At 46.5% G+C, this 25,182-nt stretch carries 26 protein-coding genes, 10 tRNA genes and 1 rRNA gene; 4 read left to right on the forward strand and 33 right to left on the reverse strand.

Going from position 1 to position 25,182, the window contains the following annotated elements; translation table 11 throughout:
• The 14 genes from ABMB67_RS19745 to ABMB67_RS19810 all read right to left on the reverse strand — a co-directional run.
• Window positions 1-67: ribosomal RNA gene (locus tag ABMB67_RS19745) — 16S ribosomal RNA — on the reverse strand; the annotation flags it as partial.
• A gap of 197 nt (window positions 68-264) precedes the next feature.
• A tRNA-Ile gene (locus tag ABMB67_RS19750) sits at window positions 265-341 on the reverse strand.
• 41 nt (window positions 342-382) lie between these two features.
• Window positions 383-456 (reverse strand) — tRNA-Gly (locus tag ABMB67_RS19755).
• Between the two features lie 172 nt (window positions 457-628).
• A tRNA-Pro gene (locus tag ABMB67_RS19760) sits at window positions 629-705 on the reverse strand.
• Window positions 706-903: 198 nt separating this feature from the next.
• Window positions 904-1,749: an ABC transporter permease gene (locus tag ABMB67_RS19765; protein WP_354573110.1), complete on the reverse strand. Its 846-nt coding sequence runs from the start codon at window positions 1,747-1,749 to the stop codon at window positions 904-906.
• On the reverse strand, window positions 1,746-2,747 hold the full coding sequence (locus ABMB67_RS19770; protein ID WP_354573111.1) for an ATP-binding cassette domain-containing protein: 1,002 nt from the start codon (window positions 2,745-2,747) through the stop codon (window positions 1,746-1,748). The genes ABMB67_RS19765 and ABMB67_RS19770 overlap by 4 nt, the downstream gene beginning before the upstream one ends.
• Before the next feature lie 416 nt (window positions 2,748-3,163).
• Window positions 3,164-3,248: transfer RNA gene (locus tag ABMB67_RS19775), tRNA-Leu, on the reverse strand.
• Window positions 3,249-3,276: 28 nt separating this feature from the next.
• Window positions 3,277-3,359 (reverse strand) — tRNA-Leu (locus tag ABMB67_RS19780).
• Between the two features lie 8 nt (window positions 3,360-3,367).
• Window positions 3,368-3,444: transfer RNA gene (locus ABMB67_RS19785), tRNA-Asp, on the reverse strand.
• A 5-nt stretch (window positions 3,445-3,449) separates the two neighbouring features.
• Window positions 3,450-3,525, reverse strand: a tRNA-Val gene (locus ABMB67_RS19790).
• Between the two features lie 67 nt (window positions 3,526-3,592).
• Window positions 3,593-3,664: transfer RNA gene (locus ABMB67_RS19795), tRNA-Glu, on the reverse strand.
• Window positions 3,665-3,678: 14 nt separating this feature from the next.
• Window positions 3,679-3,769, reverse strand: a tRNA-Ser gene (locus ABMB67_RS19800).
• A 1-nt stretch (window position 3,770) separates the two neighbouring features.
• A tRNA-Asn gene (locus ABMB67_RS19805) sits at window positions 3,771-3,845 on the reverse strand.
• A 252-nt stretch (window positions 3,846-4,097) separates the two neighbouring features.
• A complete protein-coding gene (locus ABMB67_RS19810; protein WP_354573112.1) occupies window positions 4,098-4,568 on the reverse strand; it encodes a SprT family protein in 471 nt (156 codons plus the stop codon).
• An 83-nt stretch (window positions 4,569-4,651) separates the two neighbouring features.
• Here ABMB67_RS19810 and cmpA point away from each other — a divergent pair, with 83 nt between their 5' ends.
• Entirely contained in the window at window positions 4,652-4,804 is a 153-nt protein-coding gene (gene cmpA / locus ABMB67_RS19815) for a cortex morphogenetic protein CmpA (protein ID WP_251223439.1), read from the forward strand.
• A 137-nt stretch (window positions 4,805-4,941) separates the two neighbouring features.
• On the opposite strand, the gene ABMB67_RS19820 is transcribed toward cmpA, so the two are convergent.
• From ABMB67_RS19820 to acpS, 14 genes are all read right to left on the reverse strand, one after another.
• Window positions 4,942-7,110 carry a Tex family protein gene (locus ABMB67_RS19820; protein WP_354573113.1) on the reverse strand — a complete coding sequence of 723 codons (2,169 nt, stop codon included), beginning with the start codon at window positions 7,108-7,110 and terminating at the stop codon, window positions 4,942-4,944.
• A gap of 566 nt (window positions 7,111-7,676) precedes the next feature.
• A complete protein-coding gene (locus ABMB67_RS19825) occupies window positions 7,677-8,273 on the reverse strand; it encodes a SpoIIE family protein phosphatase (RefSeq protein ID WP_251223441.1) in 597 nt (198 codons plus the stop codon).
• On the reverse strand, window positions 8,273-9,058 hold the full coding sequence (gene sigB / locus ABMB67_RS19830; protein WP_251223442.1) for an RNA polymerase sigma factor SigB: 786 nt from the start codon (window positions 9,056-9,058) through the stop codon (window positions 8,273-8,275). Before sigB ends, ABMB67_RS19825 begins: the two co-directional genes overlap by 1 nt.
• The gene (rsbW, locus tag ABMB67_RS19835; RefSeq protein WP_251223443.1) at window positions 9,021-9,506 is read right to left on the reverse strand and encodes an anti-sigma B factor RsbW; all 486 of its coding nucleotides are present in this window, start codon (window positions 9,504-9,506) and stop codon (window positions 9,021-9,023) included. Before rsbW ends, sigB begins: the two co-directional genes overlap by 38 nt.
• Window positions 9,503-9,835, reverse strand: coding sequence for an STAS domain-containing protein (locus ABMB67_RS19840; protein WP_251223444.1), 333 nt, complete (start codon window positions 9,833-9,835; stop codon window positions 9,503-9,505). The genes rsbW and ABMB67_RS19840 overlap by 4 nt, the downstream gene beginning before the upstream one ends.
• 58 nt (window positions 9,836-9,893) lie before the next feature.
• Complete coding sequence (locus ABMB67_RS19845) at window positions 9,894-10,907, reverse strand: PP2C family protein-serine/threonine phosphatase (protein WP_251223445.1); 1,014 nt, start codon at window positions 10,905-10,907, stop codon at window positions 9,894-9,896.
• Between the two features lie 12 nt (window positions 10,908-10,919).
• Entirely contained in the window at window positions 10,920-11,333 is a 414-nt protein-coding gene (locus ABMB67_RS19850; protein ID WP_251223446.1) for an anti-sigma regulatory factor, read from the reverse strand.
• Window positions 11,334-11,335: 2 nt separating this feature from the next.
• Complete coding sequence (locus ABMB67_RS19855; protein WP_251194400.1) at window positions 11,336-11,692, reverse strand: STAS domain-containing protein; 357 nt, start codon at window positions 11,690-11,692, stop codon at window positions 11,336-11,338.
• A gap of 15 nt (window positions 11,693-11,707) precedes the next feature.
• Window positions 11,708-12,526 (reverse strand): RsbT co-antagonist protein RsbRA, encoded by an 819-nt coding sequence (locus ABMB67_RS19860; RefSeq protein WP_251223447.1) that lies wholly within the window; start codon window positions 12,524-12,526, stop codon window positions 11,708-11,710.
• Between the two features lie 368 nt (window positions 12,527-12,894).
• On the reverse strand, window positions 12,895-13,245 hold the full coding sequence (locus ABMB67_RS19865) for a type II toxin-antitoxin system PemK/MazF family toxin (RefSeq protein ID WP_251194402.1): 351 nt from the start codon (window positions 13,243-13,245) through the stop codon (window positions 12,895-12,897).
• Between the two features lie 3 nt (window positions 13,246-13,248).
• Window positions 13,249-13,533: a CopG family ribbon-helix-helix protein gene (locus ABMB67_RS19870; RefSeq protein WP_251194403.1), complete on the reverse strand. Its 285-nt coding sequence runs from the start codon at window positions 13,531-13,533 to the stop codon at window positions 13,249-13,251.
• 209 nt (window positions 13,534-13,742) lie between these two features.
• A complete protein-coding gene (alr, locus tag ABMB67_RS19875) occupies window positions 13,743-14,870 on the reverse strand; it encodes an alanine racemase (RefSeq protein ID WP_354573114.1) in 1,128 nt (375 codons plus the stop codon).
• A gap of 163 nt (window positions 14,871-15,033) precedes the next feature.
• On the reverse strand, window positions 15,034-16,053 hold the full coding sequence (locus ABMB67_RS19880) for a LolA family protein (protein ID WP_251223449.1): 1,020 nt from the start codon (window positions 16,051-16,053) through the stop codon (window positions 15,034-15,036).
• Between the two features lie 183 nt (window positions 16,054-16,236).
• Window positions 16,237-16,599, reverse strand: coding sequence for a holo-ACP synthase (gene acpS, locus ABMB67_RS19885; RefSeq protein WP_354573115.1), 363 nt, complete (start codon window positions 16,597-16,599; stop codon window positions 16,237-16,239).
• A gap of 111 nt (window positions 16,600-16,710) precedes the next feature.
• Between acpS and ABMB67_RS19890 the strand changes: the two genes are divergently transcribed.
• Window positions 16,711-17,460 (forward strand): rhomboid family intramembrane serine protease, encoded by a 750-nt coding sequence (locus ABMB67_RS19890; RefSeq protein ID WP_354573116.1) that lies wholly within the window; start codon window positions 16,711-16,713, stop codon window positions 17,458-17,460.
• 97 nt (window positions 17,461-17,557) lie between these two features.
• On the opposite strand, the gene ABMB67_RS19895 is transcribed toward ABMB67_RS19890, so the two are convergent.
• On the reverse strand, window positions 17,558-17,896 hold the full coding sequence (locus tag ABMB67_RS19895; RefSeq protein WP_354573135.1) for a DUF2325 domain-containing protein: 339 nt from the start codon (window positions 17,894-17,896) through the stop codon (window positions 17,558-17,560).
• A gap of 220 nt (window positions 17,897-18,116) precedes the next feature.
• Here ABMB67_RS19895 and mgtE point away from each other — a divergent pair, with 220 nt between their 5' ends.
• Window positions 18,117-19,481 carry a magnesium transporter gene (gene mgtE / locus ABMB67_RS19900; protein ID WP_251223556.1) on the forward strand — a complete coding sequence of 455 codons (1,365 nt, stop codon included), beginning with the start codon at window positions 18,117-18,119 and terminating at the stop codon, window positions 19,479-19,481.
• A 301-nt stretch (window positions 19,482-19,782) separates the two neighbouring features.
• Here mgtE and ABMB67_RS19905 read toward each other — a convergent pair whose 3' ends face one another.
• A complete protein-coding gene (locus ABMB67_RS19905) occupies window positions 19,783-20,199 on the reverse strand; it encodes a universal stress protein (RefSeq protein WP_354573117.1) in 417 nt (138 codons plus the stop codon).
• Between the two features lie 189 nt (window positions 20,200-20,388).
• On the opposite strand from ABMB67_RS19905, the gene ABMB67_RS19910 reads away from it, so the two are divergent.
• Window positions 20,389-20,697, forward strand: coding sequence for a winged helix-turn-helix transcriptional regulator (locus ABMB67_RS19910; protein WP_251223453.1), 309 nt, complete (start codon window positions 20,389-20,391; stop codon window positions 20,695-20,697).
• A 129-nt stretch (window positions 20,698-20,826) separates the two neighbouring features.
• Here the strand turns inward: ABMB67_RS19910 and nirD are convergent, their stop codons facing one another.
• From nirD to cobA, 3 genes are read right to left on the reverse strand one after another with little or no spacing between them, the layout of a single operon-like run.
• Window positions 20,827-21,153, reverse strand: coding sequence for a nitrite reductase small subunit NirD (nirD, locus tag ABMB67_RS19915; protein ID WP_354573118.1), 327 nt, complete (start codon window positions 21,151-21,153; stop codon window positions 20,827-20,829).
• A 15-nt stretch (window positions 21,154-21,168) separates the two neighbouring features.
• Complete coding sequence (gene nirB / locus ABMB67_RS19920; protein ID WP_354573119.1) at window positions 21,169-23,598, reverse strand: nitrite reductase large subunit NirB; 2,430 nt, start codon at window positions 23,596-23,598, stop codon at window positions 21,169-21,171.
• Window positions 23,599-23,642: 44 nt separating this feature from the next.
• On the reverse strand, window positions 23,643-25,118 hold the full coding sequence (gene cobA, locus ABMB67_RS19925) for a uroporphyrinogen-III C-methyltransferase (RefSeq protein ID WP_354573120.1): 1,476 nt from the start codon (window positions 25,116-25,118) through the stop codon (window positions 23,643-23,645).
• Window positions 25,119-25,182 lie beyond the last annotated feature (64 nt).

Here is a 25,182-nt window from a genome sequence, read left to right on the forward strand (position 1 = left end):
GCTCGACTTGCATGTATTAGGCACGCCGCCAGCGTTCGTCCTGAGCCAGGATCAAACTCTCCATAAAAATGGTGAGCTGATTAAGCTCTTACGTTTTAAAACATTATTGACGAGATTCCTATTCCTTGTTAGCAAAGTAACAATTCTTCTCTTTTTTTCGCTTGGCTTTTGTTCAGTTTTCAAAGAACTCGTTGTCGTTTATGGCGACTTTATAATAATACAAGCCTCCCACCAAAAAATCAAGAACTTTTTCAAGTTATTTTCTGGTGGGCCTGAGTGGACTCGAACCACCGACCTCACGCTTATCAGGCGTGCGCTCTAACCAGCTGAGCTACAGGCCCTAAAAAAGGCATAAAAAAAGCACCTTGCTTTTATTTCATATTGGAGCGGGTGATGAGAATCGAACTCACGACATCAGCTTGGAAGGCTGAGGTTTTACCACTAAACTACACCCGCATGACAATTCATAATACTACACTTTGCTGAACACGCTACTTTATGCCTCTTCCTCTGCTCGTGATCAATGAAGTTCAATGCGTCGAGGCAACTCGATGCTTTTTCTTGGATGTATGGCTCGTGGCTGAGGTTTTACCACCAAACTACACCGACATTCACACTAATTCAGAGATGGTCGGGAAGACAGGATTTGAACCTGCGACCCCCTGGTCCCAAACCAGGTGCTCTACCAAGCTGAGCCACTTCCCGTTTAGATTTTCCAGTTGCTATCCAGCACATTATTCTTTCGACAAGAATTAATATAGCACGCTTCCCGCTCGAGATGCAAGCTTTTTTTTATTTAAATTAAAATCGATTTTGTTGCGCCGCTCAAAAGACTTGCCTGGCGCTTATTAAAAAGCAAGAAAGTGTATGAAAGACAGCTGCCATTCATACACTTCTTGTCAGCTATTTCTTATTCCTATATAGATACATCGTCAGTGGCGCAAATAAAATAATCAGCACAGCCGAAGCTAGCAGCACCCAGCTAATATCCTGCAGCGTAGCCGTCCCATGCATCGAACCACGAACAGCAGCGACCAACAGTGAAATCGGATTGATAGAAACAAAGCCCTGCAGCCAGCCTGGTAACGTCTCCGGCTCCACGAATACATTGCTGACAAACGTTAAAGGAAAGAGGACCATCATGCTCGCCATCATCAACGACTTTTCCGAGCGCATCACGATCCCCAGAGTCGTCCAGATCCAAGAAAGGCTGAAGCAGAAAACAATGATGAGGGCGATCGCTCCCAACACGCCAACGATCCCCCCTTCAGGCCGAAATCCCAGAATCAGCCCGAGAACAATCATGATTGATGATGCCATAATATAGCGGACGGAATCAACGAGCAACGACCCTGCCAATGCAGACGGGAGCCAGATTGGCAACGTCCGAAAACGGTCAAATATTCCTTTGCGAATATCATTATTAAGGTCAACACCTGTGTACATTGTAATTTGACAAACCGTCATGGCGAGGATACCCGGAAGCAAAAACTGCAGGTAATCACTAGTCGATCCGGCAATCGCACCTCCAAATAAATACGTAAACATTAGTAAAAAAATGATCGGAAAAGCGGTAACGTCAAATAGCTGTTCTGGAATATGCTTGATCCGCAACAATGCTCTGGTTGCAAACGCCATTGTTGAAGCAGCCGGGTTTGGCGGACTTGGTCGCTTACTTGATGCGATTGCCTTATGCAGCTTTGCGCTGTCGACACGATCCTGCAAAGGAGCAGTAGTCGGTTTGTTCAATTTGACCCCTCCTCATTTGAGCGCTCAGCCTGAAGGACTGATTCTCCAGTTAAGGTTAGAAAAACCTCATCAAGGCTTGGCTGTCCTAATGAAAAATCACTTACTCCAATATTTTCGCGAATCAAATCATTCAGTGCTTCCGCGGCAAGAGAAGGTTCATCAAGCTGTGCAAGCAATGCCGACGCGTCCGCTGTCTCGTGAAGCGTCGTGCCGAGACGTTTTTCTAAAATCGCAGTAGCGCGATCCCGCTCTGATGAATCAAGCAACCGGACATGCAATGTTCCGGAACCGACAGACGCTTTTAATTCTCCACTCGTTCCTTCAGCAATAATTTTTCCTTTGTTGATGACTGCAATCCGATCGGCAAGTTGATCGGCCTCTTCCAAATACTGCGTAGTCAATAGCACGGTCGTTCCAACCTGCGTCAGCGCCCGGACGATATCCCACACTTGGTTGCGGCTGCGAGGGTCAAGCCCGGTCGTCGGTTCATCGAGAAACAACAAGTCCGGAGTGACAACAATACTGGCAGCAATATCAATCCTTCGTCTCATTCCGCCAGAGTAGTTTTTCACCTGGCGTCTGGCAGCCTCCGTTAAATTGAAAGCCGAAAGCAATTCACGCGCCCGCGCTTTCGCTTCACGACGTGAATAACCCATTAGCCGCGAAATCAAGACCAAATTCTCCATGCCCGTTAAATCTTCATCAATAGAAGCATATTGGCCGGTCAAACTGATTCGGCTGCGAATGGCTGCGGTTTCCGTCGCAAGATCATGGCCAAAAATCCGCGCGCTTCCTCCATCTGGGGTCAGCAACGTAGCCAGCATCCGGATTGTTGTCGTTTTACCAGCGCCATTCGGTCCTAAAAACCCGTATACTGATCCTTTTCGAATCTTTAAATCAACTCCGTCCACCGCCTTAAAATTACCGAATATTTTGACAAGTCCTTTTGCTTCTACCGCCCATTCTTCTGCCAGGTTTCTTGCTTGGTTAGTTGTCATCCTTCATCACCCTTCACTTTGACATTCGCCCACGATGATGGCCTTTCCTTTCATCAAGCAGCATAATACACTCGCACCAAAAGTCAGAAACCGCGGTTTCTGTTTGTCGAAGAGACATTAAGCAAACACGTCAGATCGCCCCATTCACCCTTTCTTCCCTGCTATATTAAAAAAGGGATCCGTCAACTTTGCGGATCATCTTCCGCAACCCACTTCCCCATTATAAAATTTAACATTGAACCGAATCAATGAGAGATGGTCATTTCACACATCTTCTTTACATTCCGCCTATATTTGAGCCAATTACAGGCATCCCAATCCTAAGTCATCTGCCATAAAAAGACAGCCTTTCTCTATGCAGACAACAAAAAATACCAACGCTCAGAAAGCGTTGGTATAAATTCTTAAAAAGATGATGCGGTTGAGAGGACTTGAACCTCCACGGGATTTAACTCCCACTAGGCCCTCAACCTAGCGCGTCTGCCATTCCGCCACAACCGCTTATTCAATTCAAAAAACTAAAAACAAGTGCGGGTGAAGGGACTTGAACCCCCACGTCACAAGGACACTAGATCCTAAGTCTAGCGCGTCTGCCAATTCCGCCACACCCGCAAAAGTGTTGGCGGTCCGGACGGGACTCGAACCCGCGACCTCCTGCGTGACAGGCAGGCATTCTAACCAACTGAACTACCGGACCAAATATGGTGGAGGATGACGGGATCGAACCGCCGACCCCCTGCTTGTAAGGCAGGTGCTCTCCCAGCTGAGCTAATCCTCCATCTACTTTTCAAGGCTTGTCTCTCTAAACGTTTTGCTTATTTCTTAGCCGATCTAAAAAATGCAAATGACCCGTACGGGATTCGAACCCGTGTTACCGCCGTGAAAGGGCGGTGTCTTAACCGCTTGACCAACGGGCCAGATTTTTTAAAAGTGGCGGAGAAGGAGGGATTTGAACCCTCGCGCCGCTCGCGCGACCTACACCCTTAGCAGGGGCGCCCCTTCAGCCACTTGGGTACTTCTCCGTGGCTCCACAGGTAGGACTCGAACCTACGACCGATCGGTTAACAGCCGATTGCTCTACCACTGAGCTACTGTGGAATATATCATTGAAGTTGTTCATTCATGCGCTTGTGGTTCCTGTCTCTTCCTCTTGACAGTCTCGCTCCAATGCTAGCTGCGTCGAGACAACTCGTAGCCTCTCCAAACGAGATTTCCCTTATCACCTAGAAAGTCCAAATATCGACTTTATGTATTATATAAAATCAGTAGAAACAAGTCAACTATTTCTTCTCTCCGTTCAGCGACTTCTATAATATAGCATAGGCGTATCAAAATAGGCAATAGGTTTTTTTATATTTTTTTCAGCTTGCTGCGACATCTCCCACACACATATTTTTGTAAATTTATCCGTCGTTTCCGTTCAAAAACAAGCTCACATTTCGTGCATTGATAAATATGAGTCGTTTGCTTCTTGTTAAGAGTACCGGGGATCACCTGACAATAGCGAGGTGCTCCAACCTTCTCCAATAACTGTTTAAATTCAGGATCGCGATGCTGATAGCCCTTCCCTTGCAAATGGAGATGATAATGGCACAGTTCATGCTTGATGATCCCAATCACTTCAGCCAATCCAAAATGTTTCAGCTGCTTCGGGTTAATCTCGATATTATGACTTTTCAGCATATATCGCCCCCCTGTCGTTCGGAGCCTGTTATTAAAGAAGGCCCGGTGCACAAAAGGAAGGCCGAAGTACTCCAATGATAGTTCCTCCACTAATGACTGAAGCTGTTCATTCTCTAAATGCAAAAAATTTTTATCCATAATTTTCACCGTTTCTTCAACTTTGACAAACCTTGCTTCATATACTAACGAAAATAAGGCATGTTATAAGGAGATGGACGCTTATGCCTACTTGGCTAAGACAACAATTGAAACGTGCATACCTCCAAAAAGACAGCTACCAAATCAAAATTTTGAATCAATGCTGGTTTTATTACAAGCAAAAGTACACCCACACAAACACAAACACCAACAATAAAAATAAAGCCGGGAGATGACTCAAAAATCACCCTTTCACGCGAAAAATCCCTGCCAGGTCATCTTCCGGTGAGGAAGCAGGCAGGAATTAGAGGCCTGCTCTGCTTGCTTTGCGCCTGTCTTTTGAGCCAATCCGAACGGCTTCCCTTACTAGAGACTACGATGACTGCTTCATTGTCAGGGCTATTCTCCCCTTTTGTACATCGACCTGTTCCACCCAGACCGTGACAATTTCTCCAACAGCGACGACCTCAAGCGGATGCTTCACAAAACGATTCGTCAGCTTTGAAATATGCACGAGGCCATCCTGTTTGACGCCGATATCAACAAAAGCGCCAAAATCAACAACATTGCGAACCGTCCCTTGCAGTTCCATGCCAACTTGCAGATCCTCAAGCTGAAGCACTCCTTGCTTTAACAGCGGCTTGGCTGCTTCATCACGTGGGTCGCGCGAAGGACGGATCAGGGAATCAATGATATCCTTTAATGTTGGAACGCCAATCTCCAGCTTCTCTGCCATCTCCCTGATGTTGACCTTTTGCAGCTTTTCTTTCAACTGGTCCGTGCCGAGTTCCTTGACCGAAGAGCCGATCTCCTCCAGCAGCCGTTTTGTATCCTGATAGCTTTCCGGGTGGATCGCTGTCGCATCAAGCGGCTGACTTCCATCCAATATCCGGAGGAAACCAATCGCCTGTTCATACGTTTTCGCCCCAAGGCGCGGAACTTTCTTTAGTTGGGCACGGCTCGTCAACCTTCCCTCTTCTTCCCGGCGCTTTACGATATTTGTCGCGACCGTTTTCGAGAGCCCTGCTACATACTGCAATAAAGCGACAGAAGCCGTATTCACATTAACACCGACCTGGTTAACGACCGTTTCGACGACAAAGGTCAACGACTCATTTAAACGCTTTTGGGACACATCATGCTGATATTGACCGACTCCGACAGACTTCGGATCAATCTTCACCAGTTCCGCTAATGGGTCCTGCAGCCGTCTCGCAATCGAAGCAGCGCTTCTTTCCTCCACCTGAAGATCCGGAAATTCCTCCCGTCCTAATTCCGAGGCTGAATACACACTGGCTCCCGCTTCATTAACAATAAGATAATAAATCGAGCTGTCCAGTTCCTTCATTAGATCAGCGATAAATTGTTCTGTCTCTCTTGAGGCTGTCCCATTGCCGATTGCAATCATTTCGACGCCGTGTTTCTTGATTAACCCTTTTATCGTCGTCGCTGCTTTTTCCTTCTCATTGCGGGGAGGCGTCGGATAGACTACTGCAATATCCAATACTTTTCCGGTTTCATCAACGACTGCCAGCTTGCATCCAGTTCGGTACGCCGGGTCAACGCCGAGGACGACCTTGTCCTTCATCGGCGGCTGGAGCAATAAATGGCGTAAATTCTCCGAAAAAATATGAATCGCCTGCTCTTCTGCCTTCTCAGTCAGTTCATTGCGAATCTCCCGTTCAATCGAAGGTTCAATCAGACGCTTATAGCCTTCCTCGATCGCCTCCTTCATGATGGACGCAGCAGGGGAATGGGGCACTGATATGTACCTTCTTTCGATTTCACTAAGAATACGATCGACTGGAAAGCTGAGGCTGACACGCAAAACCCCTTCCTTTTCTCCACGATTCATCGCCAAAACCCGGTGGGGGACAATTGCTTTGATCGCTTCTTCGTATTCATAGTACATTTCAAAAACGCCTTTTTCATCCTGTTCCTTTTCCTTAACGGCCGTTTTCACTTTTCCTTCCTTGACACCAGTTAAACGAATCATTTTGCGAATGTCGGCATCATCGGAAACCCATTCAGCGATAATATCCTTCGCTCCTTGAATAACCGACTCCACATCCGGCAGCTCGTATTCTTCCGAAAGATATGCCTCAGCTTCTTTTTCAACCCTGCTTTCGAGCGGGAATGTAATCAGCCACTCAGCAAAAGGCTCCAACCCTTTTTCTTTGGCAATCGTTGCTCTTGTTCTTCTTTTTTGTTTGTACGGCCGGTATAAGTCCTCAATTTCCTGCAGCTTTTGCGCCTGCTCAATCGCCTGGCGCAGCTCAGGCGTTAACTTTCCTTGCTCATCAATTAACCGAAGCACCTCCTGCTGTCTCGTATACAGCTGGTTTGCGTACTCCCACTTCTCCATAATGGCGCGGATTTGCACTTCATCCAGTCCACCAGTCATCTCTTTCCGGTAACGGGCAATAAAAGGAACCGTATTCCCTTCCGCCACCAGTTGAATAAGCTGCTTTATGTATGTTTCCTTTATCGTAAGCTCGTCAGCAATCATTTTTACAGTCTTGCTCTCCAATTGGCTATCCATCTTCCCACACCTCTTTTAAACGGAATAAATCTATCATAGCACACAATAAGAAAGCCGCGCAGCGGCTTTCTTAGAAGCGGCGGGTGGTGCCGTTACAAGCTTGTGGAGGAGGGATGAAAGCGTTCTTCTTTCAGCCATCCGTGTAACGCGCGGTGCCGCCGCTCTTCCTCGATTCAACCCGGCATTCTTCTACCTCAAGAGCCGCGCAGCGGCTTTCTTAGAAGCGGCGGGTGGTGCCGTTACAAGCTTGTGGAGGAGGGATGAAAGCGTTCTTCTTTCAGCCATCCGTGTAACGCGCGGTGCCGCCGCTCTTCCTCGATTCAACCCGGCATTCTTCTACCTCAAGAGCCGCGCAGCGGCTTTCTTAGAAGCGGCGGGCGGTGCCGTTACAAGCTTGTGGAGGAGGGATGGGAGGGCCACTCCTGCAGGAGGGGAAGGGCAGGTTGAAATCCACCAGCGTGCCCCCATCCGGGAGTGAGGTCGAAGAGTCGAACCCTGACTACTAAACAAAAAAAAGAGTTTGTCTCAAAAGGAAGATGCCAGCGTCCCTTTGAGACAAACTCACCTTATAATTTCCCAACAAGCAATGTAACATCGTCAATCGCGTATCCGTCGGCCGGAAACAGCTCATTTGCCACCTTTTTTGGAGAAGCCATTTTCAACAGAAGATGTTTCGGCGGGGGATTTTGAATTCCGTCCGAAAACAAGAGGAAAGCACTTCCTTTTTGATACTTGAAGCACTGACTTTTTATCGTTTGCTTCTTGCCTGACAAATACCCTCGTGACGGGATCGGCTGAATGGTTTTTCCATCTGGAAAATGAAAGATAAACCCTATATTCCCGACATTGCTATAGCAAATTTCGGACTGGACGTAATCCACTTTTATAATCGTCATAACCGCTCCTCTCATAAAAAGGAGCGACTCGTTACAGGCTTCCATCATTTCTTCGACAGTAGCATGATGATTCATCTCAATCGTCTCAATTGCCGCTTTTGCCGACTGCAGGGCCCCTTCCCCGCTGCCAAGTCCGTCGGCGACAGCACACACTGTGTAATCCTCCGTATGAATCACAGTATGCGCATCTCCGCAGCAGGTCTTCCCCGGCTTGGCTTGCTCTAAAATAGCGACTTCAATTTTCCCATCATCGTAATAGCTAATCATTATAATATCTCCGTCGGTTCCATTCGAATCGACTCTCTCAGCTTTTCCAGCGCTCTTCGCTGCAGGCGGGAGACGTGCATTTGCGAGATTCCGAGCTTTTCTCCCGTTTCCTTTTGACTAAGATTGTCGAAATACGTCAAATAGAGAATCTGCTTTTCTCTTTCATTTAAAATCTGAAAAGCTTTTTCCAATAGAATTTTACGATCGGTCATTTCATATCCGGATTCTTCTTTTCCAACGAGGTCGAGCAATGTTACTTCCCCGCCCTCCTGATCCGCTTCTAAAGATCGATCAACAGATAGCGCTTGATAACTCTTGCTCATTTCCATCGTTTCGAGGACATCTTCCTCGGAAACATCTAAATAAGTCGCAATTTCATGCACTAAAGGGGAACGCTGATACTCGACCGTCAATGCTTCGACCGCTTTCTTTATTTTCGGTCCTAGTTCTTTTATCCGCCGCGGGACATGCACGCTCCATGTCTTATCGCGAATAAATCGTTTAATCTCCCCGACAATCGTCGGAACAGCAAAAGACTCAAAGCTGCGGCCAAAGGTTTCATCATACCTTTCCAAAGCAGCCAGCAACCCGACCATCCCGACTTGGAACATATCCTCATCGTACTCTCTTCCTTTGGAAAACTTACGGGCCAGCGAGCGTACTAATGCTTCATAGTGCTTTACTAAATAATATTGGGCATCTTCGTCCTTCGTATCCTGGTAACGCTTAATCCATTCATAGATTTGTTCATTGTTCTGGCTGTGCTGAAGAGACTCCGCTGACATTATGTTCCACCTCATCTCCTTGTAGGAACTTCGTCATCATTAGGACCACACCTGACTCATCATTAATCTCCACTTTATCCATGAGAGTATTAATGAGAAACAAACCGAGCCCCCCCTCTTTTAAATCCCCGACAGGCTTTGTCGAGTCTACCGGTCCTAAACGATCACGCAAGTTGTCTACATCAAAGCTTTGCCCACGATCAGCTACAACAATCTCCATTCTGTCAGGATAGAGATAAAAAGAGACATTCATCGTCCCGCCCTCTTGATAAGCATGGTCGACAACGTTCGTACATGCCTCGGCGACAGCGATCTTCATATCTTCAATATCGTCATAGGAAAACCCGAGACGATTCGCCACTCCAGAAACAGTCAAACGAACAACACCTACATACTCAGGTTTAGCAGGAATGCTCATCTGGATGTGATCGGCTTCGTGCTGCTTCATTTCATTTCCTCCTCTTCAACCTTTTCAATAGCAATGACTTCATCTAAACCCGTTATTGTAAAAAGGCGCTGCACACGCTCTGACATGCCTGTTAGTTTCAATGTTCCGTTATGGTTATGAGTCGCTTTCAACGCGCCGATAAAAATGCCAAGCCCCGTACTGTCGATATAACCGACGTCAGATAAGTCGACTGTAATATGCTGTCCCGGCTGTTCTGCCAGCGGGATAAGCGCCTCACGTAGTTTTGGCGCTGTATAGGCATCTATTTCTCCCTCTAAAAACAAAATACTGAGCCCCTCTTTATCTTCATGACGTATAGATAAATTCATCATCGATCTCCCTTCTTGCGACCTTAATATAATGAACAATACCACAATAAGCCGTAAACTAAACGTCTCTCCGCATGATCATCAGCGTAAAATCATCTCTCAGAATGAAGCCTTGCAGCTTAACAAGCTCCTGATACACATTTTCAACAAGCTGCTGGGCCGATAAGTGCATATACTTGCGAATTAAGGAAATAATTTCACTGCGTTCAATAAAATTATCCCCAACCCGGCATTCGGTTACGCCATCGGACAGAAAAATAATAAAGTCCCCTTTTTGGACTTGTACGTGATATTCAGTAAATTTTGTTTTCCGTGATACACCGAGCACAAGACCTTTCGCACGAAGCTCCTCAAATTCGTCGCGATCAGCGTGATAAAAAAAGCCCGGCTCGTGTCCCGCTCCCGAATAGCGGAATTCATGGGTACGCGGATCATAGGACCCGTACATCATCGTAATAAACATGCTATCGTCAACATTCTGCTCAACGACACGGTTTAAATTCTCTAATAATGCCCCTGGCTGCAAACGCTGCTCAGGAAGGCTGTCCATCGCATATTTAATCATCGACATACATAAAGCTGCCGGCACACCTTTGCCGATAATGTCGGCAATCGCCACTCCGAGGCAGCCATGATCATCAAGAATATAGTTATAATAATCTCCGCTCATCTTATTTGCCGGCACACTGATGACGCCAATGTCAAGCGAATCAATGTCCGGGATAGCGGCCGGCAGTAATGTCTGCTGCATATTGGCAGCTACATCAATCTCGGATTCCAGTTCCCGCTGTCTGTTTCGCAAACTTTGATGCTCTCGGTAAGCCAAGCCGTAGCCCATCATCACTTCAAGCAATAAATCAAATGAATCAATCACTTTATCCGGGACGGTTGGAAACAGCTCCTCCAACACGGCCCGATGGATGCTGACGAATTCTTCTGGTGAAATTTGATGTTCAAGAAGCACTTTGCTAAATTGTTGAGCTTGATATAAACCTTGCTCCGTTTTGCGATGAAGAAAGGTTTCTAATATATGTTTATATGCTTGTTCGAGATTTTGAACAGTCTGCTTCACAGAAGCCCTCCTTTATCGGAGCCATTTTGTTGCGGTGACGGTTGTACCTTCACCGGTCTTTGAGTCAATCGTAAATTCATCCATTAATCGCTTTACACCTGGCAGTCCTGCTCCCATTCCTCCAGATGTCGTAAATCCGTCAATCATCACCTGTCTAATGTCTGGAATACCAGGCCCCCGGTCACGCGCGACAATTTGTATCCCTTTTTTCAATCCTGTTTTTGTTGTCTTTTCTACGACTTCTAAACAGATTTCCCCAGGCTTTGCGTATAAATAAATATTACGCGCCAGTTCTGAAATTGCTGTGGTAATCCGGGCCTGGTCTACACTTCCAAAGCCAATTTCTTTTGATAACGTCCGCCCGGCTTGTCTCGCCGCAACAATTCCCCATTCATTCTTCACTTCTACACAGGATTGGGTCTCCATGTTTATCCCTCCAATTCCTGTTGTAGCTTCTCTAATCCCTGCTCTAAATCCAACGCTGTTGGCACTGAATCAAGTTTGATACCCATATCAATAAGCGTGATTGCCACAGCTGGCTGAATCCCAGTCAGAACAACTTTCGCCCCCATCAAGTTTGACATATCAACAACATCGCCCAGTACCTTGGCAATAAACGAATCAATCATATCGACAGAAGTCAGGTCAATCACAACCCCCGAAGAGCCCTCCACATGAATTTTCTGCAGAAGATCCTCCTGAAACTCCAAGGCGGTCTGATCATCTAATTCAACTTGAATACTGATCAACAAATATTGATTTAATTTCAAAATTGGAATTCTCATTTTTTTCCCTCCAAACTACAAATCCACCATTTTTTTATTCGTCATCTCCAACGCCGATTCAATTCCCTTTTTCAATGTGCTCTTTGTCGGAAACTTGCTCAGATCAATTCCCAGATTGACGATCGTCTGGGCAATTTCCGGACGAATTCCAACAAGGATGCACGTCGCACCGACAAGCCTGACAGCCTCCGAAGCCTGGATAATATGATGAGCGACCATCGTATCAACGACAGGCACACCGGTAATGTCAATTAACACGACTTGTGAGCGGTGCTTGATGACGCCATCCAGTAAATTTTCCATAATAAGCTTTGCACGCTGGGTATCAATCGTACCGATCAGCGGCATGACTGTTACCCCCTGAAAAACCGGGATGAGCGGCGCCGACAACTCCAAGAGCGACAATTTTTGCATTTCAAAAATATCTTCCCAGGATCCCGTGTAATCGTACACGAGTTGATTAATCACGCCATCAATCCAATTTTCCAGTTCACTGAAGGTTTTAACAAGCTCGCTTACCTCGCTCTCATTCTCTGAAAGAGCGACGAGAAGGACCCGGCGAAAAGCTTGCAAGCCCTTTGTGAAGTAGGCAAGCGGCCAGCCGCTCTGAATATAGCGGTCTGCAAATGCACTCAACCGTTCCTTGGCCTGCTCTTGATCCATTTCTATGATTTCTATAATAAACTGCATAAAATCATGGCTCGTATTTTCAAAGACTGATTCAGAAACGGAGCCCAGGTAATTCTCGTCCCGGACAGCCCCCAGCTCTTCTTCCCAGCGCTCAATCAAGGTTTGACGGTTTTTTAAAATAAAAGAGACGATATAAGGTTGCATGCGTTTTTTTCCTCCAATTTAATCTTCTTCTATTATTATTTCATGAGTAATTTACAGTTGCAAAGATTATTTAAGAAAACCGCGCGGCGGCTTTTCTTAAATGCACTAGCTGAACAGGCATTCTCGCTCCTTCTTGCCCCCAGTAAAGAGTCGAGTATACTTTATCCATTCTTATTATCTTAAAAAATGACTGCATCCTTACTCATTACCCTTTATCAGTCTGCTAAAAACCACATATAGCAAAGAGGATGTCCAAAAAGCTAAGGCTTTTTGGACATCCTCTTTGTCATGCACGGAGCCGTGAGCGAAGGGCCGCTGTTTTGCCGAAAGCAGAAATCTTCCGGCAAAACACGTTAACGACGACTCCACTAAAAATCGATCAATCCCAAGCTAATGAACAAGGCATCATTCACTCGGTTCATCATATCATCATCCAAGTGAGTGATCTTATCGGTTAATCTTTGTTTGTCAATCGTTCGTACCTGTTCAAGCAAAATAACTGAATCACGATCAAATCCATAACGCTTTGCATTGATTTCAACATGAGTCGGTAATTTTGCTTTTTGAATTTGCGCAGTGATCGCTGCGACAATCACAGTCGGACTAAAGCGGTTGCCAATATCATTTTGAATAATGAGGACTGGCCTCACACCGCCCTGCTCAGAGCCAACCACAGGAGAGAGGTCGGCAAAATAGACATCGCCTCTTTTGACAATCAAAGGCTACACCCCGCTCACTAAGCGATCGAGGGTATTCTCTGCTTCCTCCTCGGCAAGAAAAGATTCTGAGGCAATGTTCAGGTTGATTTTTGCCATCTCCATATAGCCTTGCTGCATCGTTTCGCGAATATGACGTCTTTTTCGTTCACGTAAATACATCTTTGTTGCCTGTGAAATAAACTCACTCCGATTGACGTTTTCCTGTTTGATCACACCGTCCACCTCGTTCAACAAATGTTGTGGCAAATTTACTACAATGCGCTTAGTGCCTTGCTCCGTCACACACATCCACCCCCAGCATCAACCATGAAATCTCTCGTTAGTCGCTTTGTATTGCTTACTAAATACAACTCTTATATCCACCATTAATCATAGCATTTGCAACTCTCAATTGCAAAGGGCTTTTCAGCGTTCGGGATCATTATTTTTTTACTGTTCCAAAGCTTTGGCCGACACTCGTTTTTTGCCGCAAAATGAACCGCCTTTTTCATTCTTTATCATATATATATTCGCGGCACCCGTTCACTAATGACACATGGAATTTCGTAATTGATCGTCTCCAGCCGTGCCGCTACTTCATCCATCGTAATCTCGTCATCGCCGTCTTTGCCGATTAACGTCACGACAGTTCCCTCTTCCACCGGTCCGGGCAGCCGAATCATGCATTGATCCATGCAAATGCGCCCGACAAACGGCGCTCTCTTGCCGTTGACAAGAACTTCACCGCCGCGTTGACTATGGTAGCGCAGCCAGCCATCTGCATATCCGATCGGAAGGGTGCCGATCCACTCTTCTCCCGTCGTCCGGTATGTCGCGCCATAGCTGATCGCTTCTCCGGCTGGAAGCTTTTTCACCTGCACAAGCCGGCATTTCAGCGAAAAGGCGGGCTTTAACTCGACCGGCAGCTGTGCTTTAATCGCCGGCGAAGGCGTCAAACCGTACATTGAAATCCCGAGACGGAATAAGTCAAATGCCTTCTCCGGAAAACGCATGCCCGCCGCGCTATTGCCGGTATGCAAAAGAGGCGGCGGAACATTCCACTCCTCCAGCCAGCTTACCATTTCACAAAACCGTTTATGCTGTTGCTCATAATAGCCAAGGTCGAGTTCATCCGCCGTCGCAAAATGGGTGTAAATTCCTTCTATAGTAATTGCCTTTTGTTCCTTCGCGTATTCAAAGAAGGCGGCTGCCTCCTCCTTCGTCCGCATCCCGATCCGGCCCATTCCTGTATCAAATTTCACATGAATTGAAATCGTCCTGTTCGGCCCGATATAGGACGGCGCCTCTTCAAGCCATTCCTTTTGAAACACAGTAAGGCTGATCTTTTGCTCGGCTGCCAGGCCGGCATATTTAGGGCTGACCCGGCCAAGCACTAAAATCGGCGCCTTAATCCCCGCTTCTCTCAGCTGAATGGCCTCTTCAAGCAAGGCAACCGCCAAATAAGACGCACCGGCCTGTAACGCTGTTTCAGCGACCTGTAACGCCCCATGACCATAGCCGTTCGCCTTTACGACCGCAATAACCTCTACTTTTTTTTTGTCGTAGAGACGCTTAACTGCTTGTACATTATGAGCAATCGCCGCAAGAGACACTTCTGCCCATGTATCACGAAAATGCTGCTCCATCTCATTCATCCCTTCACTCTCACTCCACCGATTACCTCTCTTATTTTAGCACACCACCAGAGCGGATGATATGGGACGGACCACCTTGAAAGCAAGAAAAGGATGGACAAAAAGGTCTTCTCCCTTTTGACACATCCTCCACAAAACGTTGCATGAAGATACATTATTTTTCCTGCGTACCGTAAACTGAACGGGCAATCGCCATCATCTCATCCTCATTTAAAGCGGCGGATGCCAATAAGAAGTCGACTCCATTATAGGACCAGCTTAACGATTCTTCGGTCATCACGCCAATCGTAAAGCCAAGATCCACCGGCTCTCCTTCATTTACGCTCATTGGCGTCGAAACGGTCGAGGCAGGGACGACCTGGCTCTGTTCCTGAATTAAAGTAAACGGCTGCTCTCCCATATATTGCAGCACAACGCGCTGTCCGGTTTCAGCTTCAATCGTCTGGGAGGAATCAAACTCTGTTCCATCCGGAGTATACATCGGATAATGAACAGTCAACGCCTCGGACGGCTCAGCCATCGCCGGCTCTTCCGTCATCTGCGCTCCCGTCATATTCCGTTCCATATCGAAATCACCCTCATTGAAGCTTGTATTCCATTCAAAGCTGTTGAAATCAAGCTGGACAAGCACTTCCAAATCAGTATTCATGATTTTCACTTGCACCGGAGAGAGATCCTTTTTATTCAACGTAATTTCCTGGGTGCTTAAATTCTTGTTTTGGTAGTTGGTGTTTGTTTGAAAAACATAGTGATCATCCGTCGCCTGGAAGGAGCGTTCGGGATCCATTAAAATATCCTGGATGAGCGATTCATACAAATACACTTGGCTGCTGTTTGTCGGCCAATCACTTTGAAAACGGAAACTCTTGTTTAAAGCGGGTGTTAACACGAAAACCCCGTCATCGTTTCGTAATATGATCTGGCTTTGGTCTTTTTCCTGGTTTTGCAAGGCAACGCGATAATAGTTTTTCGCCTGATACCACACCTCCACTTCATATGTCTGTGATTCATTCCCCGTTTCCAGCGTCATCGTGGAATTCGTCTTATACCCAGTCATTTCGGTAAGCTTTCCATCTAGGTCACTCATAATGTCTTCCTGTGATTTTTCACCGCAGCCTACGAGCATAATGGCCAATATAAGCGTAAGAGCGGCTACCCATCCTGCTTTTTTCATGCTTTCACCCCTTTGTCTCATTTGACGCCAAAGAAGAGAGCGAACTCATTTGAAAAGAGTATCAGAGTGACAGGGCAAGCAAACAGACTGGGGAGTTTGCCTACCGTCACCTCCTCTTCTCAAATGGGAAGCCTCTCTTATTCGCACTACAACTATATGAGACAACCTGGGGCAATATGCAGACTAGCTTTCCAAGGTTTCAATGATGACCTGGGCGATCGCCTGCGTCTTACTATGAGAAATAGACAAATGTACCTTTTGATCATAGTTCCTGGCAACGAGATACGGTTTGCCTGTCTCTTCCTTTCTCACTTCAAGATCAAGCCAGCTAAACGTTGCTGAAATTCCCGTGCCTACCGCCTTGACAAAGGCTTCCTTGGCGGCAAAACGTCCAGCGAGAAACTCTGTTTTTCTGCCTGCTGACAGCAGCGCATATTCTTTCTGTTCCGCTTCGGTCAAAACCCGGGTAATGAAACGCGGCTGACGTTCTGCCAGCTGTTGAATTCGTGCTAGTTCAACAAGATCGATCCCCGTGCCAATGATCATAAGTTAAGACCTCCTTTGCCGTCATGTTTTTCTATATCGTTCATAGGTTTTCTAAAAAAGGAAAAACGGCGATTCTCTGTTATAATAGCAAATATTGAAGGAGGGTGAAGCATGTTTATCCGAAATGAAAGCTTCTATTCATTTAGAAAGCAATATCCTGTTATTACAATTCTTGTGGCCATCCATCTGATTCTCTTCGTTTGGATGAACTTTTTGCCATTTGGCGATCTCATCCTGACATTCGGAATCGGATTTAATCTTGATGTAGCGAATGGAGAATACTGGCGGCTTGTTACGCCAATCTTTATGCATATCGGTATGGGCCATGTGCTATTCAATTCTTTTTCCCTCGTTATTTTTGGACCGGCTTTGGAACAGATGCTTGGCCGGTTTAAGTTTATTCTTACCTATTTACTGACAGGGATTGCCGCCAATGTGGCAACTTTTTGGGTTGGCGGTTTAATGTATGGTCCACACCTCGGTGCTTCGGGAGCGATTTTCGGGCTGTTTGGGCTCTATGTCTACATTGTTCTTTTCCGGAAAGAGCTGATTGATCAGGCAAATGCCCAGCTCGTTCTGACGATTATCGCGCTCGGCTTAGTCATGACCTTCCTCGGAACGAATATTAATATTTTCGCCCATTTGTTTGGATTAATTGCCGGGGCGGCCCTCGGGCCGATTATTTTAACCGGCGTTCGCCCCTATTCCGCCTATCGGCAGCGTGTATTTGACGAAGGAGAAGTTGCCTTTGATCCAACCCGCTGGCAAAAGAGGCAAAACATGCGAAAGCGCCTTAAGCCGGTCATTTGGTCCATTCTCATTCTGCTCGTCGTCATCGGCCTTGCCTCCCGGCTGTTTTAAAAAAGTCCGTATCGAAGATGGATTTCTTCGGTACGGACTTTGTGCAGAACGGAGCCACTGCCATTTTTTTATGGCAAGCTCAGCTTCTGACCCATTCTTACGTTTTGCCAGCTTTTGAAGCGAACTGGCATTGCTCTTTGTTCACACAATTATATTCACAATTGCCAATTGCCTGATAAATTGAACACCACGAGCGCTTCGCGTAACATATCGGAATGTCTTGTTCAGCCGCTTTCTTTTTCAGCACAGATGTCAAATTATGATTGATAAAATCTGTCAGAACAAGAATTAAATCAATATGAGCGGGAATTTCCTTCTTTACCATTTGCACCTTTCTTCCACTAACATGATTAATCTCACTAAAACCCATTTGCTCCAGTTTTTTAGGAATCGATCCTAGCCGATCTGCGCCAACAATTAATAGTGATGAAGACATCCATAACAGCTCCTTATATTGATAATAATTCTCATTATCAATATTGTAATTGTAATTCATTCTCAATGTCAATGCTATTTCAACGATTCGTTCCACTCTGATTCCATTCACCTCTTCTTTCCTATTTCTCAAGAGGCAAAATCTTTAAAAAAAGAACATTTTACTTAGTCGGATTTTTTTTGTAAAGTGGTAGAGGATGATCAGAAATGAGGTGAACGAGATGATTGCCAATATGACAGAAGACCAATTGCTTGTATTAGTCATTAAGTATATAAAAGAAGCAAAAAGAGGAGCCTTGCAGCAGCTTTTAGATGAACTTCATCCTTATGATTTTGCGCAAATCTATCGGGGCTTGCCGGAGAAGCATCATCATAAATTCTTAACTTTTTTAACCCCGGGACAAATCGCCGATCTCATTCAGGAATTGGAGTACGACGTCCAGCTGGAAATTCTTCAGCAGCTGGGAATTGAACGTTCCTCAAAAGTTATGGACTTGATGGATAATGATGACTTGGCCGATTTATTAAACGAGCTGTCAGTCGATAAAATAAAAGAGTTTCTTGATGTCATGAAGAAAGAAGACTCGCAAAACATCCAGTCTTTAATGAGCTACCCGGCCGAAACAGCCGGTGGTCTCATGACCAACCAATTTGTCTGGATTCACGCCGATCAAACCGTTCGCCAAGCCGTTGACAAATTAAAGGCTTACGCGAGTTTTTCCGAAAACATTTATTATTTATATGTGATTAACCATGAAAAAAAACTTGTCGGCGTTGTTTCCTATCGCGACCTGTTGATCGCCGAAATCGATGATAAAATTGAAGATTTAATGTTTAACCGGGTCGTCGCCGTCCATGTTGACGCCGACCAGGAAGAGGTCGCCCGGACGATTGAACGCTATGACTTCATCGCGGTGCCGGTCGTCAATGATGATAACGTCCTTCTCGGGATTATTACAGTCGATGATGCCCTTGATGTTGTAATTCGTGAGGCCAATGAGGATATTGAAAAGCTATCGGCTTCCGGTAAGGACATCGACTTTAACACAAAGGCATTAACGGCTTCATTCCGGCGGTTGCCGTGGCTTATTCTTCTGTTGTTTATCGGGCTTGTTTCAGGCAGTATTATTAGTGGATTTGAAGAAACATTGGATCAGGTCGTCGCTCTTATTTTCTTTATGCCTATGATTGCAGGAATGACCGGTAATACCGGAACTCAATCGCTTGCTGTGGTCGTGCGCGGGATTATTTCTCATCACATCGACCGCCGGACGGTCATCAGTCTCGTTTTTCGCGAGCTGCGGGTTGGACTGATTATCGGCCTCACTTGCGGACTGTTGATTATGCTGATCGCCTTTGTTTGGCAGGACAATCTCATTCTCGGACTTACAGTGGGGATCTCCTTATTGATTACGCTAATTGTCGGAACGTTGGCAGGGACTGTTATCCCGTTGCTGTTATACCGTTTGGGAGTTGATCCGGCCGTCGCTTCCGGGCCGCTCATTACAACAATTAATGACATTTTTTCCTTAATGATTTATTTTGGAATTGCTACGATGTTTTTGTCCCGGTTAACCGGTTTGTAAATGTAAGGCCTATTTCCCCGGAAATAGAAAATGGCTGTCCAAAAATGTCGATTAACACATTTTTGGACAGCTCACATCCTCGAATCATGACAGGTACTTCCCCATCCTTTTTCTTCTATCACGTTGTCACAAAATGCCCAATTATCCAAAATGCAAGTCCGTAAATGATCGTAATCAAGGCAATAAGTGCGAATAATTTTTTATTCGATAACTTCATTATTTAGCCCACCTTTTCTCATCTTCCTCATTAGTATACTACATTTGCAGAAAGATAAGCCTTGACACTCTCTTGAACAAACGTTTACTTAATCACGAGAACCGGGCAGAAAGCGCGCTTCACTACTTTATGACTGACGCTGCCAAGAACCATTTGCTGAAGCGGGTTTAGCCCGCGGCTGCCGATTACGATTAAATCCGCTTCGGCTTCTTTGGCAAATTTGACAATCGAGGCGGCCGGCTCCCCGCGGACAATTTTCACTTCATATTGGATGCCTTCCGCTTCCGCCCACTTTTCCACCTGTTTCAGTTTCTCCATCCGTTTTTCCATGATTCCCTGCACGTTCCAAGTACTGATAATATCGGATTTACTCGTCGTTCCATCAACGACATAAACGACAAATACATACGACTTATATTTTTTTGCCAGCTCGATCGTTTGCTCTGCTGCCTTAAGTGATTGCTCCGAACCGTCCGCTGCGACGACAATTTTTGCAAACATGCTATCTCCTCCCGACCTTTACTATTACTATTTTATCATTATTGTCTAAACTTGTTACGCTAAACAACGAGATTCCCAAAAAGGTACCGCTTGCCGCAGTTTTTAAGCTCTCATTTCGACAATCCATAAGGCTCATCTACTTTCTGCCCGAGCATTATGGTAAACTTAAATGTGAACGAGGTGAGAAAAATGGATTACAGTACAATGTGCCCTAAGTATGAGCAGGCCATCGACTTACTTGGGAAAAAGTGGACTGGCTTAATTATTCGTGTTTTATTAGATGGCCCGAAGCGTTTCAAAGATATAAAGGCTCAAATTCCAGATATGAGTGATCGTATTTTAACTGAACGTATGAAAGAACTTGAGCAGTTGCAGGTCGTGCGCCGGACGGTTTACCCGGAAAAACCGACGCGGATCGAATATTCTTTAACAGAAAAAGGCCTTGCTCTTGAACCGGTGATTGAATCGATTCAAGCTTGGGGTGAGAAATGGACTTGACGGCCCGAAATGGAAAAAGAAGAGGCTTGGCAAAAGGTTGGTTTTTTACCTTTTGCCAAGCCTCTACGTATTGAGGAAGCCATTGCCTTTGTCTCAAGCTCCCTAAATCAACAAAGACGCAGTTTTTTCTTAAAAAAACCTTATATAAATATCTTCCCCCACAATGTCTACTTCATAGCGTTTGACGCAGCCCTCATCCGGCGCCTGAACGATGCCATCCCGAACATTAACCTTCCAGTCATGAAGGGGACAAAAAACATGCTCCCCACTGACAATTCCTTCTGATAGCGGCCCACCCTTGTGAGGACAACGGTTTTGAATCGCATGAACGCTTTGGTCCTCCTGCTTAAATAGCGCGATTTCTTCACCGGCGATTTCGACTTTTTTTCCGAGGCCGATCGATAATTCATCAAGGCGGGCCACCTTGACTTTTTTTACACTATTTGCTGTTTTCATTGCTTCCGCCTCCTCTTATACCAATGATTCCACTTGCTTCTTCTCGAACAGCTCTTTGCGCTTTTCCTCGCTTTCAATAATTTCCTTCCAAGGGTCCTTTCCGGTTGATAAGGCAACCTCCAAACGTTCAACTAATTCCTTTCGTCTCTTTGAATCATCAAGAACGACCTTCTTCATATGATCCAGACCGACGCGTTCGACAAAATGAGACGTCCGTTCTAAATAGCGGGCGTTCTCCCGGTAATATTGCAAAAATGCGCTAATAATCTCAATAATCTCTTCTTTTGTTTTCACCTTGCAGAACAGGTCGCCCGCACGCAGGTCGACGCCGCCGTTTCCTCCGACATAAAGCTCCCACGCTCCTTCCACGCCAACGACTCCGAAGTCTTTAATGCCTGATTCAGCACAGTTGCGCGGACATGCCGAGACGGCCATTTTTACTTTGTGAGGTGTATTAATGTATTCAAATTTCTTTTCCAGTTCAATGCCAAGGCCAATTGAATCCTGGGTTCCGAAGCGGCAGAACTGCTCACCGACACATGTTTTTACCGTGCGTAACGCTTTCGCATACGCGGAGCCGGATCGCATGCCAAGCTCCTCCCACACTTTCGGCAGGTCCTCTTTTTCAACACCGAACATATCAATCCGCTGCCCGCCGGTCACCTTCAGCAATGGAATGTTATATTTATCGGCGACATCGGCAATTTGCCGAAGCTGGGCCGGATTCGTTACGCCGCCGTACATTCGCGGTACGACGGAAAAGGTGCCGTCGTTTTGAATATTGCCGTGAGCGCGTTCATTAATAAAGCGTGACGTATGGTCATCTTTATTTTTAAGTGGATCCACCATTCCTAAATAGTAGTTGATCGCCGGGCGGCACTTCGAACATCCTTCCTCCGTCCGCCAATGTAAAACATTCATCACTTCACGCGGATAGGATAAACCGAGCTCGCGAATGTTGGCCACGACTTCTTCATGCGTATAGTCGGTACAGCCACACATCGGTTCCTTCGAGGTATCGGCCTGCTCTCCTGTTGTCAATGCCAGAAGGTCAGCCACTAAAGGCTTGCAGCCGCCGCAAGAGCGTGAGGCGTTCGTACACTGCTTAATCTCCTCAACCGACGTTAATCCTTGATTCGTAATCGCCGCCACGATTTCTCCTTTCGAGACGCCATTACAGCCGCAAATCGTTTCATCCTCAGCCATCAGCAGGACAGGGCTTTCCTTTTCGCCGGCTGACTGCTCCGTTGGCAAAATCGCCACTTTGCTCATTTCTGAAATATCCTGCTCTTTTTTCATCATGTCGAGAATGCGTGGTGAATCGCCGGTATCGCCGAACAATACAGCGCCGATGACTTTATTGTCCTGGACGACGACCTTTTTATAGATTCCCTCAAATTCATCATGCACGCGAATCGCTTTCGTTTCCTTGCTATCCTGAAATTTCCCGGCCGAAAACACATCAACGCCTGATACTTTCAGCTGCGTATAAACTATTGATCCCTGGTAGCCGGAAACCGCCGCTTTGTCTTCCGCGCAAATATGTTCAGCCAATACTTTTCCTTGCTCGTACAGCGGTGCGACAAGCCCGTAAGCGATGCCCCGGTGCTCTGCACATTCTCCGACGGCGTAAATATTTTTTTTGCTCGTCTGCATATAATCATCGACGATGATCGCCCGATTTATTTCCAGGCCGCTCTCTTTCGCCAGCTCGACATTCGGCCGAATGCCGACGGCCATCACGACTACATCAGCTTTTGTGCTCGTACCGTCCTTAAAGCGCAGCCCTTTCACCCGTGTATCACCGGTAATCTGCTCCGTCTGCTTGTTTAACAGGAAATTCATCCCCTGCTTCTCCAGCTCCTCACGCAGCATCGAGCCTGCCTGTTCATCCAGCTGACGCTCCATTAAATAATCGGCAATATGGACGACATCGACCTCCATATTCAAGTTAAGCAGACCGCGGGCTGCTTCAAGTCCAAGCAAGCCGCCGCCGATGACAACAGCCTTTTTGTAGTGCCTTGACGCTTCAATCATCGTCTCGCAATCTTTAATGTTACGGAAAGCGATCACGCCTTCTTTATCCGCTCCAGGCAAAGGCAGCATGAACGGATTAGAACCTGTCGCAAAAATCAATTTATCATAGCTGCACGTCCGTCCCTGCTCACTAATAACAAGCTGTTTTGACTCATCGACTTTCACGACCGGGTCCCCCGTGTGCAGCGTAATCCCGTTGCTTTCATACCAGTCATAATCATTCAGGACAATGTCGTTCACATTGGCGTCTCCCTGCAGTACAGAAGAGAGCATGATCCGGTTGTAATTTGGATGCGGCTCTTCTCCAAAGACGGTGATAGCGTAGCGTTCTGGATCTCTTTTTAAAATCTCTTCCAACGTCCGGATACCTGCCATCCCATTTCCGATCAATACTAGTTTCTCTCGCACATGTATCGCTCCTTTTTCACGAAGTTCGTTTCTCTCGATTCGCTTTACCCTTCCATCACAACGCGCTCTTCTATATCAAAAATATCGAGAAGCCCCGCCAGTTCATCGCCTTCGATCAAACTTTGCACCGCGATCTTCTGCGACTCGAGCAAAAGCTTCACATCTTTTCCTTTGCAAATCAGCTGCAAGCCGTTACAAATCTCAGCTTCGATACCGCTCAACGTTAAAAACGTCAGCAATTGCATCGCCTCGACTCGGCTCGTAATGAGCAGAGCATTTACATGTTGCTCTCTGATTAACCGTTGAAACGCCTCGATGTTTTTTTGGCTCACCTGTTGCTTTGTTAAAATCAGTTCCTCCGCCGGGCGCTCGTACTGATGCCTCATGCTTTCGACCTCTGCTTCTTTACCGATGAAGACCGGGAGCTCGAGACGCGAATCCTCCAGCAATTCAGCTTGAATGCCGACCGAGCGCAAAGTCTGCCTGACGGACGGGTCGACGGCATAGATTGGGGAGTGGACGTGCCGGAAATCTAGCTTATGTTCGCCGAACGCCTGTAAACATAACTGAACACTTTCTGCTGAAAGGAAGACGAGCTCTCTCGGTTTATTGCTTCCAAGCAAGCCCGCCAATTGATGGCGGTCGGCCGTTGCTCGCTCGGTCAAAAGCGGAAAGGCGAATACATCGGCACCTTGCTGTTTTACTTGATCGATAAGCTTAAGGTGCTTTTTCTCCGGACCAGGTATGAGAATACTTCGGCCCGACAGGCGTCTATTGTCATACCAGGCCAGCTTCGACCTTAAAGCAACGACCTCACCAACGACGATAATTGCCGGATTCGTTACCCCTGCCTGGGCCACTTTACGGGCAATGTTGGCAAGCGTTCCTTCTATCGTTCTTTGTTTGCTGTACGTTCCCCACTGAACGACGAGCACCGGCGTTTCGCTTACTTTCCCCCGGCTCATCAACTCAGCTGCGATTGTTTTTAGATGCTTGATCCCCATATAAAACACGATCGTTTTGACCCCTTTTGAGAGGGCCTGCCAATTGATTTCCGGCGTACCACTCTTTTTGCTGCCGTGTCCTGTGACGACTGCAAATGAATCCGAATGAACCCGGTGAGTAAGCGGCACACCGGCATAGGCTGTTGCGGCGATGCCCGCCGTGATGCCGGGCACTATTTCATACGGAATATGATGCTCCGCCAACAGTTCAGCCTCTTCACCAACCCTGCCAAATACCGCCGGATCACCTCCCTTAAGCCGGACGACGGTTTTGCCCTTCCTGGCATGAATCAAGATTTCCTTTTGAATATCCTCCTGCCGCAACGTATGGCGGCACGGCTGTTTGCCACAGTAAATGAGCTTGGCATCTTCCTTCGCATACGTTAGCAAAAAGGGATTGATCAATCGATCAAAAATGACGACCTCCGCCTGCTGTAAAGCCCTTTTTCCTTTAAGGGAAATCAGCTCTGCATCCCCCGGGCCTGCTCCTACCAAGTAGACCATTCCCCTTTCCATTCCTCACTCCCCCTTTTGCTTCTGCAAAACCATGATTTTAAATGTAGGTTAATCGTAAACTATG

Source organism: Halalkalibacter oceani (genome assembly GCF_040544555.1).
Taxonomy (GTDB): Bacteria; Bacillota; Bacilli; order Bacillales; family Bacillaceae_D; genus Halalkalibacter; species Halalkalibacter oceani.